This is a genomic window from Bacteroidales bacterium (assembly GCA_013314715.1).
Lineage (GTDB): Bacteria > Bacteroidota > Bacteroidia > Bacteroidales > GWA2-32-17 > Ch61.
In genome coordinates this window covers 1-20253 of record JABUFC010000023.1, presented here as the reverse complement: position 1 = coordinate 20253, position 20253 = coordinate 1, and the positions used below count along the sequence as shown (strand labels likewise).

Here is a 20253-nt window from a genome sequence, read left to right as displayed (position 1 = left end):
TTATTTGTTTGTAGAAACCTTAACTCTTTTCATTCTGCGTTTAATGTTTGCCTGAATCACATAATGGTCAATAAGAGGCGCAAAAGCATTCATTAATAATATAGCCAACATCATACCCTCGGGATACGCAGGATTAAGGACACGAATAAGTAACGCCAATACGCCTACTAAAAATCCGAAAATATATTTTCCGGTATTGGTTTGAGCCGCTGTAACAGGATCGGTAGCCATAAATACCGCTCCAAACATAAATCCACCCATTAAAAGTTGGGTAATAGGCGACAATTCCATATAAGGATTAACAGCAAACAAATTCATTATTCCGCCCATAAATAAACCACCCAACACAACCGAAAGCATTACTCGCCAATTAGCAACTCCTGTAAATAAAAGAATGAATGCTCCTATTAAAATGGCTGCTTTCGAAGTCTCACCTATAGAACCAGGAATTAAACCAATAAAAAGTGTCCAATTATCGGGTATTTTATCTATTGCATACGATGCTGCATTGGCTAAAGGTGTTGCACCCGAAAAACCATCAACCGTTTGAATATGTTCTGTTAAACCATAAGTCCACGGCATATCGCCTGAAATATGTTTAGGATAAGCAAAGAAAATAAACGCACGTGCTAATAAAGCCGGATTAAAAACATTCATACCCGTACCACCAAAAACTTCTTTACCAAAAATAACGGCAAAAATGGTAGCTACCGAGACCATCCACAAAGGAATATTTACGGGCATTATAAGTGGGATGAGCATACCCGAAACCAAAAAACCCTCGTTAACTTCGTGGTGTCGAACTTGAGCAAAAATAAATTCTACCGTTAATCCAGACACATAGCTAACTATAACAATTGGAATTACCTTTAAAAAACCAAACCAAAACATTTCGCCAAAACCTGCTTCTTGACCTATAGCTTTGAAATACTGATAACCCACATTGTACATACCAAAGAGCAATGCCGGAATAAGTGCCATTATGACAATAGACATGGTACGCTTTAAATCAATGCTATCGCGAATATGAGCACCTCTTTGAGTCGTTTTATTGGGTACAAATAAAAAAGTTTCAAATGCATCAAACGTAGAATGCAAAAAATGAAACTTACCTCCTTTTTGAAACGAAGGCTTTATCTTATCTAAAAATTTTCTGAGTCCATTCATAATCAATGTATTTTTATTAACTCATTTCACTACGTATTGTATCTAATGCTTCGCGAATTATCGTTTGTACTTCTATTTTTGAAGTACAAACAAATTCGCACAAAGCTAAATCTTCTTCTACTACCTCATAAATACCAAGTTTCTCTAACAAATCTATATCTTTAATAATGGCTGCTTTAACTAACTGTTGTGGCAATATGTCCATAGGAACCACTTTCTCATACTGGCCTGTCATTACATAAGCTCTTTCGCCGCCATGATAGTTGGTGTCTATTACATATTCTTTTTTTGGTGCTAACCACGAAAAGAAAGTTTTAGACATGCTAAACTTATTAAACCCAGGCATTGCCCATCCTAAAAATTCATATTTGTTTCCTTCGGGTATAACGCTTATCATTCGGTCATAAAAACCTAAAAAACCATCTTGACCTTTATTCAACCCCGTTAAAACATTACCGGAGATATAGCGATTATTCTCTCCTATTATATTATTATAGGTAAGCGATGCGATTGAAGCTCCCTGAATAGTTTTAACGTAAGCAGGATGTTGAACTTGACTACCAACTACGGCTATTTTGCGAGTAACATCATATTTGCCAGTAAGAGCATAGCGACCTATAATAACTAAATCTTCAGGTTGAAGGGTCCAAACCACTTCGCCTTTATTAATAGGGTTAATGTGATGAATGTGAACCCCTACATTACCAGCAGGATGAGGACCATCGAAATAATTTAATTCAATGCCCTGAATTGATTCAAAAACTGATTTTTTATTAGCTTTTAACCCGACATATATGGGAACTTGAACAAGCTTTTTCAAAACATTGATACCCGCTTGCAAAGCTTGATTTTCATCTTGTAATATAAATTCTAAATCGGGAGCTAATGGTGCAGTATCGAAACCGCTTATAAAAATAGCTTTAGGATTAGAATTGGGGTTGGCAATAATATTATAAGGTCGTTGTTTAATATAAGCCCATAAGCCTGTTTTCAAGAGAGCTTCTCTTAAGCTTTCACTCGAAAGTTGTGAGATATTAACACCCTCGTTGTAAGTTATTGCTCCGTCCGATTCAATGATAAAAGCTAATATTTTACGTTTTTCACCTCGCTTTATTTGATTTAATTTTCCACTTACAGGCGAGGCAATTACAATATCGGGTATATCTTTATGGTAAAAAAGAGGTGTACCAGCTTTAACCTCATCACCTTCTTTTAATAAAGGCTTAGGAACTAATCCTATAAAATCTTGAGGACATATAGCAAATAACGACGATGGAACAACATTAAGCCACTGTTGCTCTGCTTTTCCTTTTAACCTTATATCGAGACCCTTGCGTAATTTTATTGTTTTGGACATAAGCATTTATATTACTTTGCAAAAATATTTATTTATTTACATATATTACATTTTACCGAATATGATTATTATCACATTTTAGGCAAATATGCGAACATTTTTTTTAAAAAACAAATTCAAGTATTGAATTACTCTTTTAGTTCTTCTAAATAATTTTTTTTAAAGTTATTAATGACTTAATAATAAGATAGGTAAATTTAATAGTTTTTAAAATAGTAAAAAAAAACGGTTGCCTCTTGAAGCAACCGTTTTTAAACATAATTTAAAACAAGTATTTATTAATAAAGCCCTTGATCTAACATAGCTTGAGCAACTTTCATAAAACCTGCAATGTTAGCGCCTTTAACATAATTTACATACCCGTCGCTTTCGGTGCCGTATTTTACACATTGATTGTGAATATTGATCATAATATCGTGTAAACGACGATCAACTTCTTCGGCTCCCCAACTAAGTTTCATCGAATTTTGACTCATTTCTAATCCACTAGTTGCAACGCCACCAGCATTCGAAGCTTTACCAGGTGAGAATAAAATTTTATTTTTATGGAAAATTTCGATTGCTTCGGGTGTACAAGGCATATTAGCTCCTTCGGTAACACAGATGCAACCATTTTTAACTAAGTTATTAGCATCTTCAGCATTCAATTCGTTTTGTGTAGCACATGGTAATGCAATGTCACATTTAACTTCCCATGGACGTTTTCCTTCGTGGAATTCTGCACCTTTAAATTGGAATGCATAAGGTTTAACAACGTCGTTGTTTGAAGCACGAAGTTCGAGCATATAATCAATTTTTTCGCCGCTTATACCATCTTTGTCGTAGATGTATCCATCGGGACCAGAGATAGTAACAACTTTAGCTCCTAATTGAGTAGCTTTTAAAGCGGCACCCCAAGCAACATTACCAAAACCAGAAATAGCAACCGTTTTACCTTTTAAATCCATTCCCTTAGTTTTTAATTGTTCTTGGCAGAAATACACAACGCCATAACCCGTTGCTTCGGGACGAATAAGTGAACCACCCCAATTTAATCCTTTACCTGTTAATACGCCTGAGTTTTCGCGAGCTAACTTACGATACATTCCATATAAGTAACCTATTTCGCGACCACCAACACCAATGTCACCGGCAGGAACATCTGTTTCGGGACCGATCACTTTCCAAAGTTCGAGCATAAAGCTTTGGCAGAAACGCATAACTTCTGCATTTGATTTTCCTTTGGGGTCAAAATCGCTACCACCTTTGGCACCACCCATAGGAAGGGTAGTTAAAGAGTTTTTAAAAATTTGCTCAAAACCTAAGAATTTTAAAATACTAAGGTTAACAGAAGGGTGGAAACGTAAACCCCCTTTGTAAGGACCAATTGCATTATTAAACTGAACACGATAACCTAAGTTAACATGAACTTCACCTTTATCGTCGGTCCAGGGCACTTTAAAAGTTAAAATTCTGTCGGGTTCTACTAAGCGTTCAATAATTTTTGCTTGTTCAAATTGCGGGTTTTGGTTGTAAACTTCTTCAATTGATTCCAAAACTTCGCGAACGGCTTGTAAATACTCAACCTCTCCAGGATGTTTCTTTTCGAGGTTACTCATTATTTTTTCTACATTCATTGTACTAAAAATTTATTGTTTAGTGATGCAAAACTATTGTTTATATTTTCTAAAAAAAATGAATAGTATCATATTAAAACTATGTTAAAAAGCACCCATCTATTACATGTACCTGATTTTATGTATTTTACAAAATATTTTTTATGAAATTATTCGTGTAGATATTGCTTTAAAACAATATGATTTTCATCAATTATAATTCGAAAATATATCAATACCTTTGTGCAAATGATTGTTTATATGGCAACCGACGAAATTAGCAAAAATCTTATAGAACGACAAAAAGAATTGAACTGCTTATATGATGTAGAAAATCTTTTAAAGGATTTTTCTTTACCTGTTTCAGAAATAATGAATAAAATATGTTCATTAGTCGAAAAAAGCATGCAACACAACGATATTAGTCGTTGCCAAATACTTATTAACGAAGACGTTTATTCTTATTCTACATTTAACAAGACTGAATTAAAATTATTCGGCAAAACAATTATAGATGGTACTTTTGTTGAATTAGATGTATATTATATTAAACCTGTTAAAGACGAAAGACATCCCATTTTCTTACCCGAAGAACAAAATCTCGTAAATAATTTAGTTGTTAAAATTGCTTCATATATTAACTATAGAAATCTTAGAGAAAAGTTTGAAAAAAACTTTAATAGCAAAACCATTCCACTCGAAAACGAGGATTCAACAACTTTAATAAACTGGCTTAAACAATTTTCGTTAGAATCAAACGAAATCGATCAAATTTTACAAAAACATATCTACTTTAAAAAAAACGAAACACTATGTAAACAGCACACATCTGCAAATTATCTTTTGCTTGTAGCCGAAGGATATGTGAAATTATATTTAGAGCATTTTATCGATCATCATTTTATTTTTAAAATAATAAAACCATTTGAAATTATTGGTTTATCTTCCATTTTTGATAACTCTAATTATAGTTTTACTGCAACAGCCTTAACACAAGCAAAAGTTTATTTAATAAACAAAAACTTATTTAAAAATTTAATTTTACACAACAATCTTTTTGCACAAAAAGTGCTCTTTTCTTATTCGGAGAACTACACTTTTATTTTAAAACGACTCAACAGTATTGCTAATAAACAAGCACTTGGCAAGTTAGCCGACTCATTATTGTATCTTAGCGAAAAAGTATTCGAATCGACAACTATTGAAAGCATAATCTCTCGCAAAGATCTTGCTGAGCTATCGGCAATAAGTACCGAAAACACAGTAAGACTTTTAAGCGACTTAAAAAACAATCAGATTATTGCTCTTAATCGGAACGAAATAGAAATTGTTAATAAAACCAAATTAATAAAACTTAGTCAGCACGGTTAGTTGTTAATTCTTCTTTGGGTTTAAAAACAACTCCATGATTAGATTTTCCATCAATCATAACAACACAAGGATTATAAAAACGTACATGTTTTATATATTCGTCTTCAAAAACCGCTTTACTATTCATTAAAAAATCAACATCGTAATATCCATCATTCATATACGGGTTGATGGTGAAATATCCAACCCGAAATGAAGTTAAGTTTTGAAAAAAGTGAGTCCCCTGACTTGGATCGATGCGGTAATTTTCTAAACCCGATTCTATAATCAACCGTGCTGCTGAAATTTGAGCCCATTTTACTGGGATACCTAACCAAGGATCGCTCGAACCCCAGCGACCAGGACCTATTAAAATATAATTTTTATTTTCGCGGATAAATTGTTCGTTTATCTTTTCTAACTCTCTTGCAATGTCATTATTTTTTGCCGGATTGAACGACTTAGGCTTAACAAATACAATATCGTATAAATTATCTATCAAACCATTACCCAGTGCCGATTGGCTAACAATTAATGTATCATTTTTATCAATCTTATCTAAATCGACATGAATTATTTCTTTATTTTCTACAATAGGGCGAACCTGTAAGAAATAAAAACGAGCTGGTTCTCCTTTCTCAACATCTAAATTAACAGCAAATTCTATTTCAACAGGGTTTCCCATTTCTTTTTGAGAAACTTGCATTAAATGTTGAACTATTTCGGCTAGTGGGAATGTGTTATAAAATAAAATGTTGGCAAAAGTTATTAGTTTTTTTCCACCTTCGTGAATTCCTTCCCTTACAATATTATTTTGATAATCGTAAGTAGAAGCCGCATACTTAAACGCACTATGTTTTTCAACTTCTTTAACAGTAAGCTTTGCTAAATTAATGCCATCATCTGTTGAAGGAACAAAACTTTGAGGATTTAAATCGAGCGCATACATATATTTTTGTGTATCGCGTAAAGTAAGTTCGGGTGTAGATAGTTGCAACGTTTTTTTGGGGTATTTAGGACAAAAACGTAAAGCCTGTGCTCCATCGACAATGTATTTACCTAATCCATAAGCTATAGTAACAATAGAATCTTCTGAAGTTTCGGGGTATATAGGATAAAAATTTATAGATCTTCCTACGCCCGATAGGGTTGGATAAAAATACTTTCCTTCGTATGTTTTTCCTACTACTTCTTGCAAAATTACACTCATTTTTTCCTCGTCAATAACATTAGAAGTTGCAGTCATATAGGCTTTACTTGCTTTAAAAAACACCGAAGCATAAACACTTTTAATAGCTTCGGTAAGCAAACGTAAAGTAGATTTAGCATCGTTTTCTATTTTAGGAACCATATAGGTATTATAAACACCTGCAAAAGGCTGATAATGTGAATCTTCGAGTTTACTCGAAGATCGAACTGCAATAGGTCCTTGTACTAGAGAAACAAAAGCATAAAGATCTTGCAATACATTACTTGGTAAACGTGCTTGTACAAACGCCTGCAAAATTTCTTCATCTGTCAAGTCATTTCTTAAGGCAATTTTATATAAATCATGTGTTTCCATAAATTCATCAAACACATCGGAACTAATAACAACTGTTCGGGGAATACTAATAATTACATTGGGCCATTTATCGAATAATTCGTACTTTTTTATAAGCAGATCGACAAAAGCTAAGCCTCTTGCTTTGCCTCCTAAAGATCCATCACCAATACGACTAAAAGTGAGATACTCATCAATATTTTTTCCATCGAACTTAGCAATAACACCTCTCCCTCTATATTGCCTATATGTATCAATGATATCATACAAAAATGTTCGCACTTCATCCACTGAAGAGAAGTCTTCGTAAGACACATATTTTAACATACGTGCGATAGGGAACAGCGCTCTTGCATTAAGCCATTTAGAAAAATGATTTTGTTTTACATGATATTCTATGGTTTGGTCGGGAACCTTTAACACTTTTTCTTGTAACGATTTTAAATCGGTAGCTCTGCAAATTTCTTCACCATTGGCAGGATTACGAAAAACAAAATCGCCAAAAGCTAATTGCCTTATAATATAATTTCTTAACTCAATGGAGAGCGTTTTAGAATACTTGTTAATAAAAGCTATTCCAAGTTTTTGAGCAACCGATTCGTATTGTACATCGCTCGATTGCAATAAGAAGGGCATATGTTTATCTTCAGCGCGTACTCTATTAAAGAGCTTTATACCGGCTTCGGAGTCTTTAATTCCATCTTTATTAAAGCTAATATCGCTAATAACGCCTATTAAGTTTTCTTTATATTTTAAAAATAACTGTTCGGCTTCGTTGTAATTTGTAGCTAAAATAATTTTGGGACGGCCACGCATAAGCATCATTCGTTGGTGCTCATTCAGACCTTCTAATACTGAACGCTTCGACTGCTGAAATAATATTTTATAGATATGTGGCAAATACGATGAATAATAACGAATTGAGTCTTCGACTAATAAAATAGCTTGTACTCCCGATTCTTCGACATCGTGCTTTAAATTCATTTTATCTTCAATCAACTTTATAATAGCCAATAACAAATCGGCATTCCCTAACCAACAAAAAACATAGTCGATAGCGCTCATATCTTCTTTTTGCAGGCGAAGAGTTACTTCGCGAGAAAAAGGAGTAAGAATAACAATAGGTTTATAAGGGTATTTTGATTTTATCAACTTTGCTAATTTAAAAGCATCTACCGAGCCTACATTCAACATTGTGATAATTAAATCTATGGTATCTTCTTCGAGTATGGTTTCGGCTTCTTCAATGGTATGAGCTTGTATTATTAGTGGAGGGTAACGCAAGCTGTGTTGTGTGTACTCGTTAAATAAACGTTCGTCAATGCGTCCGTCTTCCTCGAGCATAAAAGCATCGTAATAGTTGCAAATGAGCAAAGCCTTGTAAATACGCTTTTGCATTAGTTTTTCAAACGAAGTATCGATAAATGTGTACTTTTTCGACTCAATAATTTGATGATAATTAAGCATAAGTAAATCTTTTGAAAGTACCAAAAATAAATATTTTCGTAAAAGAATAAAATGACCACTCGGTCTGGTGCTTTTATTCAAAATATATTACAAAATTTATTTTTAAACTATTAAAATATAATTTGTTTACTGATACAAAGACTCCAAAACATTTATTTGCTTTTTAACATTTTTACTTGTTTAAAAAAGCTATAACTTAGCAGCAAAATAAATGTAGTGAAGGCTTTACTTTTCATATTCATTTTATTCACAAGTTGCTTTTTACATGCCCAACATGATAGTATTGTTAAAAAAAAGCATCAGCCATATTTGCTGTTCGAAAAAACAATTTACGATTTTGGCACTTTAGAATATGGAAGCGATGCCACCTATTATTTCGAATTTAAAAACGCTGGTAAAACTCCTTTAATAATTACACACTGCGAGCCATCGTGCGGTTGTACTGTGGCCGATTGGCCTAAAGAACCCATCAAAAAAAATGAAAAAGGAAAAATAAAAGTTCGTTACAACACTACACTCACTGGCAATTTTGCTAAAACTATTACAGTTATTTCAAATGCTCAAAATTCACCAGTTATTTTAACTATTCAAGGCAAGGTAAAAAAGAAAGAATAAAATATAAACCATTAAAAATTATTTATATGCCAAGTATTTCAGAAAAAGGTAAAATGATGCCTGCATCGCCTATACGGAAGTTAGTTCCTTTTGCAGAACAAGCAAAACAACGTGGAATTAAAGTTTACCATTTAAACATTGGGCAACCCGACATTAAAACACCTGAAGTAGCACTAAAAGCAGTAAAAGAAAACAACTTACAAGTAATAGAATATAGTCATTCGGCTGGCAATATATCGTATCGCAAAAAATTAGCTACTTATTATCATAGTGTAGGGATCGAAATAAGCAGCGATGATATTATCATTACCAACGGCGGCAGCGAAGCAGTATTGTTTGCTTTTATGACATGCCTAAATCCGGGCGACGAAATTATCGTACCCGAACCTTATTATGCCAATTACAATGGTTTTGCTATTCAATCGGGCGTTGTTGTTAAACCCATTGTTTCGTCTATTAAAAACAATTTTGCACTACCTCCAATAGAAGAGTTTGAAAAAATCATCACACCAAAAACTAAGGGCGTTGTAATATGCAATCCCAACAATCCTACCGGATATTTATATTCAAAAGAAGAATTAGAACAACTTGCCATTTTAATTAAAAAATACGATCTTTATTTATTTGCCGACGAAGTTTATAGAGAATTTTGCTACGATGGCATGAAACATTTTTCGGCCATGAATCTTAAAGGCTTAGAAGAAAATGTAGTATTGCTCGATAGTGTTTCTAAACGTTATAGCATGTGTGGAGTACGCGTTGGCGCACTTATTAGTCGCAACAAAAAAGTAATGCAAACGGCTATGAAATTTGCACAAGCTCGCCTTTGCCCTCCTACTTATGGACAAATTGCTGCCGAAGCGGCAATCGATACACCCAAATGGTATTTCGACGAAGTTTATCAAGAATATATCGAACGTCGCAATTTAATGGTTAATATGCTCAATCAAATACCGGGTGTATATTGCCCTATGCCCAAAGGTGCTTTTTATGCTGTGGCTTCTTTCCCCATTGACGATTCTGATAAATTTTGCGAATGGTTGCTTACCAGTTTCGAATATAAAAAGCAAACCGTTATGATGGCCCCTGCAAGTGGCTTTTACTCCAACCCCACATTAGGCAAAAACGAATGCCGATTAGCATACGTACTTAAAAAAGAAGATTTACAGAATGCAATGGAAGTATTAGCAGAAGCTTTAAAAGTTTACCCTGGAAGAACTAATGTATAATATCGATTTTATTTAATTTTTGTGTGAATTAAAACCAAGCATAAAAACTATATTCCATAACAAAGGGAGCTCACAAAAGCTCCCTAAGTTTTTCGATTTGATTTAGTGAATGATGGTTATTGGGGACAACCAATACTAAGACGTAGACAAAAAATAAAAGGTTGCTTAGATTTGAATTATTATTTATACCTTAGCTCATTATTTTTTTAAAATGTTTTATTTAAGAAAACTTGGAACACAATTTTCCGAAAATCTAAAAGTTGCTTCGCAAAGCCTAAAAGTTAACAAATTAAGGGCGATTCTTACTATTCTTATAATAGCTATAGGAATAATGGCACTGGTGGGAATATTAACTGCTATCGATGCAATACGTAGTTCGCTCAATTCTAACTTTTCAAATTTAGGTTCCAACACTTTCCGAATTACAAGTTGGTCTATAAAACAAGGTGGTAGCAATAGAGATAGAATCGAATATAAAGATATTTCGTTTCGTGAGGCTATTGAATTTAAAAAAAAATATCCATTCCCGTCTACCATATCTATATCGATGCGAGGTTCACAACAAGCCGTTATTAAATATAAATCAAAAAAAAGTAATCCCAATATTGCTTTATTTGGAGTTGACGAAAATTATTTTGCAGTATCAGGATATGAAATAGAACAAGGTCGTAACTTTTCTTTTCAGGAAGCAACATTAGGTTCGTTTGTAGTTATCATTGGAAAAGAAATTCAAACCACCATGTTTCCGAATAATGAAAATCCTATTGGAAAAAAAATACTAATTGGTAACGGACGATATACTATTATTGGAATACTTAAAAGTAAAGGATCTAATTTTGGCGGAGGAGGCGATAAAATTTGCTTTGTCCCACTTCAAAACGCTCGCATCCAATTTACCAATGGTAACAATACTTTTACCATTAATGTTATGCCACAAAATCCACAATATTTAGACGAAGCAATAGCTGAAGCAGAAGGACTATTTAGAGTTATAAGAAAACTTAAAGCCGGTGATGAAAACAATTTTGAAATCTCTAAAAGCGATAGCCTTGTTAATATGCTTATGGACAATATCAAGTATGTAACTATTGCCGCCACATTGATTGGAATTATTACACTCATAGGAGCTTCCATTGGCTTAATGAACATTATGCTGGTATCGGTTACCGAACGCACACGCGAAATAGGCACACGCAAAGCAATGGGAGCCACACCTTCTGTTATTAGACAACAGTTCTTATTCGAAGCTATTTATATTGGACAATTAGGCGGACTTTTGGGAATTGTATTAGGCGTTTTAGTGGGCAATATTATTGCCATAGCTATTGATGGCCCCTTTGTAATACCTTGGTTATGGATAATAGGGGGAGTATTGCTTTGCTTTATAGTTAGCATTGTTTCGGGTTATATACCAGCAAATAAAGCTGCCAAACTCGATCCCATCGAGGCATTAAGATATGAGTAGTATATTCAATTATTTTTTAATTTTGCAACAAAAAACATATGGCACTTCAATGTGGAATTATTGGTATTCAAGGAAGCGGTAAAACTACCCTATTCAATAGCCTTTCAGGAGCTAAAGCCGAAACATCTCAATATTCTGATAAAGCCAATTTAGGTATTATTCAAGTCCCCGATGCCCGTTTATACGAATTAGAAAAATTTCAAAAAACCGAAAAAATTGTACATGCAACCGTAAATCTAGTCGATATTCCTGGACTAGCTAGAGGAAACTCCGGTAGCGAAAGTGCACGTAAATTTTTAAATGAAATCCGCAACAGTGATGCTTTTATTCATGTAGTACGTTGTTTTGATAACCCAATGGTTCCTCATCCCGACGGTAGTATTGACCCTATTCGTGACGTTGAAAATATTGAGATAGAATTACAAACACGCGATGCAGAATCGATCGAAAAAAAAATACAACGACTCGAAAAATTACTTAAAGGTGGCAATAAAGATGCTAAACAACAAATAGAAGCGCTACAAGAAATTAAATCTTCGTTAGAAAACTTTATTCCAGTTAGAAACATTGAATTAACTGAAATAGCAAAAGAAGCTATCGCCGATTTGTTTCTACTTTCTGCAAAACCGGTTTTATACGTCGCTAATGTCGATAGCCATTCGGTTATTAATGGCAATGCTTATTCGAAAGCACTTCAGGATTATTTAAGCGATAAAAAAGAGTATTGTTTAGTAGTAGGTGCTCAATTAGAAGCCGAAATAGCCGAACTCGATAACGAAGAAGATCGTGCCATGTTTCTTGCTGATGCCGGACTTAAAGAACCCGGTTCTTACCGCTTAGTACAAATGGCTTTTGCTATGCTTAAACTAAAAACATTTTTTACTGTTGGACCTAAAGAAATAAAAGCATGGACAATAAAAGACGGCATGACAGCTCCTCAAGCAGCTGGAGTTATTCATAGCGACTTAGAACGAGGATTTATTCGTGCCGAAGTCATGAAATACAACGATTTTATTACCCTCGGAAGTGAAGCTGCTTGTAAAGAAAAAGGTAAGTTTTTTATTGAAGGCAAAAATTATATAGTCGAAGATGGTGATATATTACATATCCGATTCAATGTATAAACAAATTTTATTGTTTTTGGTTATATAACATTTTTTTTGATCAATCATTTATTGTATTTTTTTTGTTTTTATATTTTTTTGATTTACATTTACATAAATTTCAATTCCTTACTTAACAAAATACAACAAACTATGAAAAAACAATTACTTTTTTTAATTTTTATTTCAATTATTTTGTCTTCTTGTACAACGCTTAAAACAAATACAAATAAAACCATGGACATTTATGGTCCGGGCGTAATTCATTTGCCTGTTGTGGTTGATTTAGATGTAAAGGAGACAAGGGTTAGCGGAACAGCAACCTCGTTTCAATCGGGTTCTATCGAACAAGTAAAACAAGATGCCATCACCGACGCCATAAAAAAATCGAATGCTGACATACTTATCGAACCTAAATTTGAAACCGAAATAAAAGGGAATCAAATTACTGCTACCGTAACAGGATTCCCGGCAAATTATAAAAATTTTAGACAAATAAAGCCCGAAGATGTTGAACTACTAAAAGTTGGCGTTGTTCAAAAAGCTCAAGTTACCGAACAACCTGCTACAGTAGCTAAAAAAGCTAATGTTGCCGGTGCTGTTATTGGAACCGTTTTAGGCGTGGTTCTTTTTGTTACTATCTTAGCCATTGCCATATAGTATTTTTTTCTCATTATGCCCATTTTTACAAAAAATAAGAAATCAACCTATTATAAATTCAATCATAGTTTAAAATTTATTCATCATGAAACATTTTATCCTTATAATTACATTCGTTAATTACACATTATTAACTGCACAAGAATCCACCGTTGCAGCAGGAGGGGATATCAGTGGGAATGGTTCTGTAAGCTATTCCATAGGTCAAACCCCATACTTAACTCATTCTTCATCGTCAGGTTCAGTGGCTGAAGGAGTTCAACAACCCTATGAAATTTCGGTAATAGACTTAGCCAAATCGGTTCAAAATCCTATTCATGTTTCTGTTTTTCCCAACCCAACATCGCAATTATTGCAAATAAATTTTGAAAACACCAAAATTTCAGGATATATTTTAAAAATATTTGACGCTAACGGAAAACAAATCAGCGAAACAAATGTTAACCAACAAGAAATGCAAATTGATTTTTCACACTATTCTGCTGCGACTTATTATCTGAAAATAGAAGACGGAACGACAACCAGAAAAACATTTAAAATAATTAAAAATCAATAAATATGAAAACGTACAAATTTAGAACGATGTTGATTATTATATTAACAAATCTTCTTTTCAGTTCATTCGTAATTGCGCAAACACCGCAAAAAATGAGCTATCAAGCAGTTATTAGAAATAACAATGATCAGCTCATGCCCAATACAACCATTGGCATACAAATAAGCATTTTACAAGGTTCTGCAACGGGGACGCCGGTTTATGTTGAAACCCAAACTCCTACAACCAATGCCAATGGTTTAATAAGTATTGAAATTGGTTCTGGAACAATTGTTACAGGAACTTTTGCAGGAATTGATTGGTCTGCAGGTCCTTATTTTATTAAGACAGAAACAGACATTACAGGTGGCATAAATTACACTATTTCAGGAACAAGCCAGTTGCTAAGTGTGCCCTATGCTTTGCATGCCAAAACAGCCGAAACGCTAACCAGTGGATTTACTGAAAACGATCCTATTTTTAATTTATCACCAGCTGGAAACATTACAACAACTGATATTACAAATTGGAACAATAAACTGGATGTTGAAGTAGATGGCTCTATAACCAACGAAATTCAAGCACTTAGCATTAGCAACGATACCATTTATTTAAGCATTGGAGGTTTTGTAAAACTTCCGGCGGCTTTCAGCGGTAATTACAGCGACCTTAATGGCGCACCTACGAATGTAAGTGCATTTACCAACGATGCCGGTTATCTGACCTCCGAGGTTGACGGCTCTGTAACCAACGAAATACAGGCACTTAGCATCAGCAACGACACCATTTATTTAAGCAATGGAGGTTTTGTAAAACTTCCGGCGGGTTTCAGCGGTAATTACAGCGACCTTAATGGCGCACCTACAAATGTAAGTGCATTTACCAACGATGCCAGTTATCTGACCTCCGAGGTTGACGGCTCTGTAACCAACGAAATACAGGTACTTAGCATCAGCAACGACACCATTTATTTAAGCAATGGAGGTTTTGTAAAATTGCCAGTAATAAATGCATGGTTGCTAAATGGTAATTCAGGAACGAATGATACAACAAATTTTATAGGCACTATTGATAATGTTCCCTTACGTTTCAAGGTTAACAATCAAATTGCTGGCAAAATTGATCAAAATCTTTTTAATTCTTTTTTTGGTTATCAGGCAGGTAGCTCAAATACTTCTGGTATCAACAATACTGCTTACGGATATCAATCTCTTTTTTTAAATACAACAGGTCATGAAAATATCTCAATAGGCAATTATTCTATGTATGAAAATACTATAGGATCATCAAATACAGCTCTTGGTTATGCTTCATTGAATAAAAACACAAGTGGAGCAGCAAATACAGCAATAGGTTATGATGCATTATTTTACAATACAACAGGAAGTGAAAATACGGCTACCGGTAGGGTTGCACTTCATTATAATACAACAGGAGTGTGGAATACCGCTAATGGAAGTGTAGCTCTTTACAATAATACTATCGGTAATAATAATACATCGGTTGGATATGCCTCACTTTTTTCTAATACAAGCGGAAATAATAATACAGCCATTGGATGGGCAGCTGGCAATAAAAATGTAAGTGGTTCGGGTAATGTTTTTATTGGTTATAAAGCTGGTTTTAACGAGACGGGTTCAAATAAACTATACATAGCAAACAGCGAAGCAAACCCACCCCTTATCTACGGTGATTTTTCAACTGGTAATGTTGGTATAGGTACAACATCACCGGGAGTATCCTTATCAGTAAGACACACTACATTCGGCACCGGGCTTTCGGTACATCTTGGCATGGAGACAAACGATTGTATCATGCTTCAGAACACCAATGTAGAGTCTACCATCAGCAGTACTAACGAACGATTTCATCTGGCAAATAATGGAGCCAATATCATTACCCTTTACAACGGGATGGTGGGAATAGGTACAATAACTCCCGAAGCTCAACTAGATATTACAGAATTTGCCCACGTGCGAAAAGCAATCTATGCAGGAAGAACTAGCACAACCACAGGAGCCACCGGCTATACAACAGGGGGCATTAACCCACCTTATACCTCTGTTGCCCTTTTTAACGAAAATAACAGTCCATATATAGGCTTCTATTATCAGCCCGGTAATAAAAAAATGTACATGCACATGACTTGGAATGGGGATATTGGTATTGGAAATCAAGGACAAGGAGATATTATCCGAATTTGTCAATCAGGCAATACGCTACTAGGCTACTCTCCCAGTAATAACCCTTCCAGCCGATTAAGTGTGCTTGGCGGTGTAAGTATTGGAAGCACTTACGCAGTCACCAATGCTGCCCCTTCTAATGGAATGCTAGTTGAAGGTAATGTGGGTATCGGAACAACCAATCCAACCGAAAAACTCGAAGTAAACGGTAACGTAAAAGTAAGCGGAAGTATTTATGCACCCGGAACTATAGTTCAAATGATTGTTAAAACAACTGAAACAACTAGCTCGCTTGATGTAACTGACTATACCGAAGCCAGTACTGATTACCGTATTGACTTCACACCAAAATTCAATAATAGTATAATTCTAATTGAATATACATTTCCTATCAATGCGTATATGGCCAGTAATACCATTTTCGACATGCAGATTATAAGAAATATTGGAGGAACAGAAGTTCCTATTGGAGTAGGACCTGTTAATGGCAACAGACAGCAGGTTTCATTTGTAGGTCGTCCTGGAAATGGATATGACTGGAACGATCGAAACCAAGTTTATATGATTGCTAAAGATACCGGACTTACTGCAGGCACAACATATACTTATGGTTTTAAATACAGAAGAGAAACAGCAGGAAGCGGAACGTGCTATTTCAACTACTCAAATGGTGATAGCAACGTCTATGGGTTTAGCGGAGTAATGACTATAAAAGTTACCGAAATAGCACAATAACATTTTCGCTAACTTCTTTGTATTGCTTTTGCTTTTAAAAAATATTGCTGTAACTTTGCAAAAAAATGTTTTATGATAACTTCAGAAATCATGACTTACAAAGTTAAAGACCTTTCACTTGCCGACTGGGGAAGAAAAGAAATAAAATTAGCCGAAACCGAAATGCCTGGTTTAATGTCGCTTCGTAAAAAATATGGAACTCAAAAACCATTAAAAGGAGCTCGCATTACAGGCTCGTTGCATATGACTATTCAAACTGCCGTTTTAATTGAAACCTTAGTTGAATTAGGCGCCGACGTACGTTGGGCAAGTTGCAATATTTTCTCAACCCAAGACCACGCTGCAGCTGCTATTGCTAAAGCCGGTATTCCAGTTTTTGCATGGAAAGGCGAAACACTTGAAGAATACTGGTGGTGCACGCTCCAAGCCCTTTCATTTCCCGACGGTCAAGGTCCTACTTCGATTGTTGACGATGGTGGCGACGCTACCTTGCTTATACACTGGGGTTACAAAGCCGAAAACGACCCTTCGTTCCTCGATACTCCTTCAACTTCAGACGAAGAAAAAATAATAAAAGCCTTGCTCAAAGAAACGCTAAAAAATGAGCCGAATAAATGGCACAAAATGGTTCAAAACATAAAAGGTGTTAGCGAAGAAACAACTACCGGTGTTCATCGTTTGTATCAAATGTTTGAGAAAAACGAGCTCTTATTCCCTGCCATCAATGTAAACGATTCGGTTACCAAGTCTAAATTCGACAACCTTTATGGCTGCCGCGAATCGTTAGCCGATGGTATTAAACGTGCAACCGACATTATGTTAGCTGGGAAAGTGGTTGTAGTAGCCGGTTATGGCGATGTTGGAAAGGGGTCGGCTCGCTCTATGCGTAGCTATGGTGCTCGCGTTATAGTTACCGAAATTGACCCTATTTGCGCCCTACAAGCTGCTATGGAAGGCTTTGAAGTTACTACTATGGAAGAAGCATTAAAAGAAGGTAATATATTTGTTACGGCAACAGGCAACTGCGACGTTATTACACTTGAACACATGCTTCAAATGAAAAATGAATCTATTGTATGCAATATCGGACACTTCGATAACGAAATTCAAGTCAGTCGTCTCGAAAATTATCCCGGAATTAAAAAAGTAAACATTAAGCCACAAGTTGATCAATATATATTCCCCGACGGACATTCCATTATTTTACTAGCCGAAGGACGATTAGTAAACTTAGGTTGTGCTACAGGTCATCCTTCGTTTGTAATGAGTAATTCGTTTACCAATCAAACATTAGCACAAATCGATTTTTACAAAAATCAATATAAAATTGGTGTTTATCGCTTACCTAAACATTTAGACGAAGAAGTGGCTCGCTTACATTTAGAACACATAGGCGTAAAATTAACCAAGCTTACTGATAAACAAGCACAATATATTGGTGTGCCGGTCGAAGGTCCATATAAAGCCGACCATTATAGATATTAATACTCGTTTTTCTTTTAATACCAAGAGCTGTGCAATACAAATGTACAGCTCTTTTTTTATGAAATAACAATAAAAAATTCAAATTATTTCGTATTAAACAAGTCCGATTCTACTAATTCGCATAAAATATGACCAATAAGAATATGCGTTTCCTGAATACGAGGTGTATCTAATGACGGCACTTTTATGCAATAATCGCTCAAAACTTCTAATTGTGAACTTTTTTCACCTGTTAATGCAACCAACACTAAACCTTGTTCTTTTGCCTGTTTAAACGCATTAACAACATTTTTTGAATTGCCAGATGTAGAAATGCCTATCAACACATCGCCCTTTTTTCCCACTGCCATAATATAACGTGCATAAATATCATCGTATCCATAATCGTTGGCAACTGCGGTTAAATACGAAGTATTAACATGCAATGCCTCGGCCGGTAAAGGGGGTCTATCAAAATAATATCGTCCCGAAAGTTCGGCTGCTATATGCTGTGCATCTGCAGCACTACCTCCATTACCACATAGCCAAACACTATTCCCTTGCTTAAACGAACGAATTATCAATTGAGCAATAGCGTTTATCGTATTCAATATAATATCATTATTTAAAATAGAATTTTTAACATCAATACTCGATTGAATGCGTTGTTGTATGAGTTTTTTTTTATCCATTATAGGTTTTCTTTTGATAATGAAGTTTACTATGCAAAATGTATATTGTTTCTTCCATTCGTTTCCATGAATATTTATTTTTTTCGATGGCTGCCATGGCCGAAAAATCTTTTTCTCTATTTTCGGCATAAAACTTAACAATGGCTTGAGCAATGGCAGGTGCATTGGGCGGAACCACAAACCCCACCTTTTTATGATGAACCATTTCGGGCAAGCCACCTACATTGGTAACTATCATAGGCTTATTAAAATGGTATGCGACTTGTGTAACACCGCTTTGAGTAGCATCTTTATAGGGTTGTACAACTACATCGGCAGCACAGAAAAAATAAGGAACTAAATCGTCCGGAATAAATTGAGCATAAACCTGAAAACGATCACGTACCTCGTATTTTTCCATTAAAGCATAATACTTCTCTTCGTCCGAATAAAACTCACCTGCAACCAGAACATCAAAATCGACCATGGCCGATTTGGTTAAACTAACTGCTTCTATCAACAAATCTAAGCCTTTGTAATCACGAACTAGACCAAAAAATAAAATATAGTTTTTATCGGGATTTAGCTTTAATGCTTTTTTGGCTTCTGCTTTAGGAACAATTTTTCCATAATGGTCGAACAAAGGGTGTGGACAGTATTCGATAGGTTTCGACTTATATACCTTTTCGATATCGGCTTTAACACTGTGCGACATAACCACACAACCATCAACAGCTTTCATAAAATAGTGCGAAAATAGTTTGTCGCCTAATCGTTTTTCGTGAGGAATAAAATTATCGACCAGTGCAATAACTTTGGTCGCTTTATTTTTCTTTATACGCCTTATAATGGTGCCTAAAGATGGTGCTAAAAAAGGAATCCAATAACGCACAATAACCATATCAGGCTTCATTCTTTTTAATTCTCTTCCTACCTTAATCCAATTTAGAGGATTTATAGAGTTTATTCGCCGTAAAACAGGAAAAGCAGGAGGTTTAGTGTTTTCAACATATTGTGTTTTGCCAGGAAATAAGAAATTTGGATATTGAAGCGTGAAGGTATATATGGTTACCTTTACACCCGACGAGATAAACTCCTGAGCTAAACGTTCGTT

The 20253-nt window shown here is 34.9% G+C and carries 15 protein-coding genes; 9 read left to right on the top strand and 6 right to left on the bottom strand.

What is annotated here, in order from left to right; all coding sequences use genetic code 11:
- From HPY79_06855 to gdhA, 3 genes are all read right to left on the bottom strand, one after another.
- A complete protein-coding gene (locus HPY79_06855) occupies positions 1-1167 on the bottom strand; it encodes an NADH:ubiquinone reductase (Na(+)-transporting) subunit B (protein ID NSW45514.1) in 1167 nt (388 codons plus the stop codon).
- Between the two features lie 16 nt (positions 1168-1183).
- Positions 1184-2524, bottom strand: coding sequence for a Na(+)-translocating NADH-quinone reductase subunit A (locus HPY79_06850; GenBank protein ID NSW45513.1), 1341 nt, complete (start codon positions 2522-2524; stop codon positions 1184-1186).
- 278 nt (positions 2525-2802) lie between these two features.
- Positions 2803-4140 carry an NADP-specific glutamate dehydrogenase gene (gene gdhA / locus HPY79_06845; protein NSW45512.1) on the bottom strand — a complete coding sequence of 446 codons (1338 nt, stop codon included), beginning with the start codon at positions 4138-4140 and terminating at the stop codon, positions 2803-2805.
- Positions 4141-4380: 240 nt separating this feature from the next.
- On the opposite strand from gdhA, the gene HPY79_06840 reads away from it, so the two are divergent.
- The gene (locus HPY79_06840; GenBank protein ID NSW45511.1) at positions 4381-5490 is read left to right on the top strand and encodes a Crp/Fnr family transcriptional regulator; all 1110 of its coding nucleotides are present in this window, start codon (positions 4381-4383) and stop codon (positions 5488-5490) included.
- On the opposite strand, the gene HPY79_06835 is transcribed toward HPY79_06840, so the two are convergent.
- Positions 5474-8479 carry a phosphoenolpyruvate synthase gene (locus HPY79_06835; protein NSW45510.1) on the bottom strand — a complete coding sequence of 1002 codons (3006 nt, stop codon included), beginning with the start codon at positions 8477-8479 and terminating at the stop codon, positions 5474-5476. The two genes, HPY79_06840 and HPY79_06835, sit on opposite strands and share 17 nt — an antisense overlap.
- Positions 8480-8788: 309 nt before the next feature.
- On the opposite strand from HPY79_06835, the gene HPY79_06830 reads away from it, so the two are divergent.
- The 8 genes from HPY79_06830 to HPY79_06795 all read left to right on the top strand — a co-directional run bounded on the left by HPY79_06830 (position 8789) and on the right by HPY79_06795 (position 18489).
- Entirely contained in the window at positions 8789-9094 is a 306-nt protein-coding gene (locus HPY79_06830) for a DUF1573 domain-containing protein (protein NSW45509.1), read from the top strand.
- A 26-nt stretch (positions 9095-9120) separates the two neighbouring features.
- On the top strand, positions 9121-10323 hold the full coding sequence (locus HPY79_06825) for a pyridoxal phosphate-dependent aminotransferase (protein NSW45508.1): 1203 nt from the start codon (positions 9121-9123) through the stop codon (positions 10321-10323).
- 211 nt (positions 10324-10534) lie between these two features.
- Positions 10535-11788 (top strand): ABC transporter permease, encoded by a 1254-nt coding sequence (locus HPY79_06820; protein ID NSW45507.1) that lies wholly within the window; start codon positions 10535-10537, stop codon positions 11786-11788.
- 38 nt (positions 11789-11826) lie between these two features.
- Positions 11827-12912 (top strand): redox-regulated ATPase YchF, encoded by a 1086-nt coding sequence (gene ychF / locus HPY79_06815; protein ID NSW45506.1) that lies wholly within the window; start codon positions 11827-11829, stop codon positions 12910-12912.
- Positions 12913-13044: 132 nt separating this feature from the next.
- Entirely contained in the window at positions 13045-13551 is a 507-nt protein-coding gene (locus HPY79_06810) for a hypothetical protein (GenBank protein NSW45505.1), read from the top strand.
- A gap of 85 nt (positions 13552-13636) precedes the next feature.
- The gene (locus HPY79_06805) at positions 13637-14107 is read left to right on the top strand and encodes a T9SS type A sorting domain-containing protein (GenBank protein ID NSW45504.1); all 471 of its coding nucleotides are present in this window, start codon (positions 13637-13639) and stop codon (positions 14105-14107) included.
- 2 nt (positions 14108-14109) lie between these two features.
- Positions 14110-17004 (top strand): hypothetical protein, encoded by a 2895-nt coding sequence (locus HPY79_06800; protein NSW45503.1) that lies wholly within the window; start codon positions 14110-14112, stop codon positions 17002-17004.
- 75 nt (positions 17005-17079) lie between these two features.
- A complete protein-coding gene (locus HPY79_06795) occupies positions 17080-18489 on the top strand; it encodes an adenosylhomocysteinase (GenBank protein NSW45502.1) in 1410 nt (469 codons plus the stop codon).
- 83 nt (positions 18490-18572) lie between these two features.
- Here the strand turns inward: HPY79_06795 and HPY79_06790 are convergent, their stop codons facing one another.
- Positions 18573-19160 (bottom strand): D-sedoheptulose 7-phosphate isomerase, encoded by a 588-nt coding sequence (locus tag HPY79_06790; protein NSW45501.1) that lies wholly within the window; start codon positions 19158-19160, stop codon positions 18573-18575.
- The coding region (locus HPY79_06785) for a glycosyltransferase (protein NSW45500.1) at positions 19153-20253 on the bottom strand (1101 nt) is incomplete at its 5' end. The genes HPY79_06790 and HPY79_06785, both read right to left, overlap by 8 nt.

What these genes read in the sequence shown, in the direction of transcription:
- HPY79_06835 (NSW45510.1), bottom strand. Translation starts at nt 8,479, where the DNA reads ATGCTTAATTATCATCAAATTATTGAGTCGAAAAAGTACACATTTATC.
- HPY79_06805 (NSW45504.1), top strand. Translation starts at nt 13,637, where the DNA reads ATGAAACATTTTATCCTTATAATTACATTCGTTAATTACACATTATTA.
- HPY79_06855 (NSW45514.1), bottom strand. Translation starts at nt 1,167, where the DNA reads ATGAATGGACTCAGAAAATTTTTAGATAAGATAAAGCCTTCGTTTCAA.
- ychF (NSW45506.1), top strand. Translation starts at nt 11,827, where the DNA reads ATGGCACTTCAATGTGGAATTATTGGTATTCAAGGAAGCGGTAAAACT.
- HPY79_06850 (NSW45513.1), bottom strand. Translation starts at nt 2,524, where the DNA reads ATGTCCAAAACAATAAAATTACGCAAGGGTCTCGATATAAGGTTAAAA.
- HPY79_06790 (NSW45501.1), bottom strand. Translation starts at nt 19,160, where the DNA reads ATGGATAAAAAAAAACTCATACAACAACGCATTCAATCGAGTATTGAT.
- HPY79_06825 (NSW45508.1), top strand. Translation starts at nt 9,121, where the DNA reads ATGCCAAGTATTTCAGAAAAAGGTAAAATGATGCCTGCATCGCCTATA.
- HPY79_06810 (NSW45505.1), top strand. Translation starts at nt 13,045, where the DNA reads ATGAAAAAACAATTACTTTTTTTAATTTTTATTTCAATTATTTTGTCT.
- HPY79_06800 (NSW45503.1), top strand. Translation starts at nt 14,110, where the DNA reads ATGAAAACGTACAAATTTAGAACGATGTTGATTATTATATTAACAAAT.
- HPY79_06820 (NSW45507.1), top strand. Translation starts at nt 10,535, where the DNA reads ATGTTTTATTTAAGAAAACTTGGAACACAATTTTCCGAAAATCTAAAA.
- gdhA (NSW45512.1), bottom strand. Translation starts at nt 4,140, where the DNA reads ATGAATGTAGAAAAAATAATGAGTAACCTCGAAAAGAAACATCCTGGA.
- HPY79_06840 (NSW45511.1), top strand. Translation starts at nt 4,381, where the DNA reads ATGGCAACCGACGAAATTAGCAAAAATCTTATAGAACGACAAAAAGAA.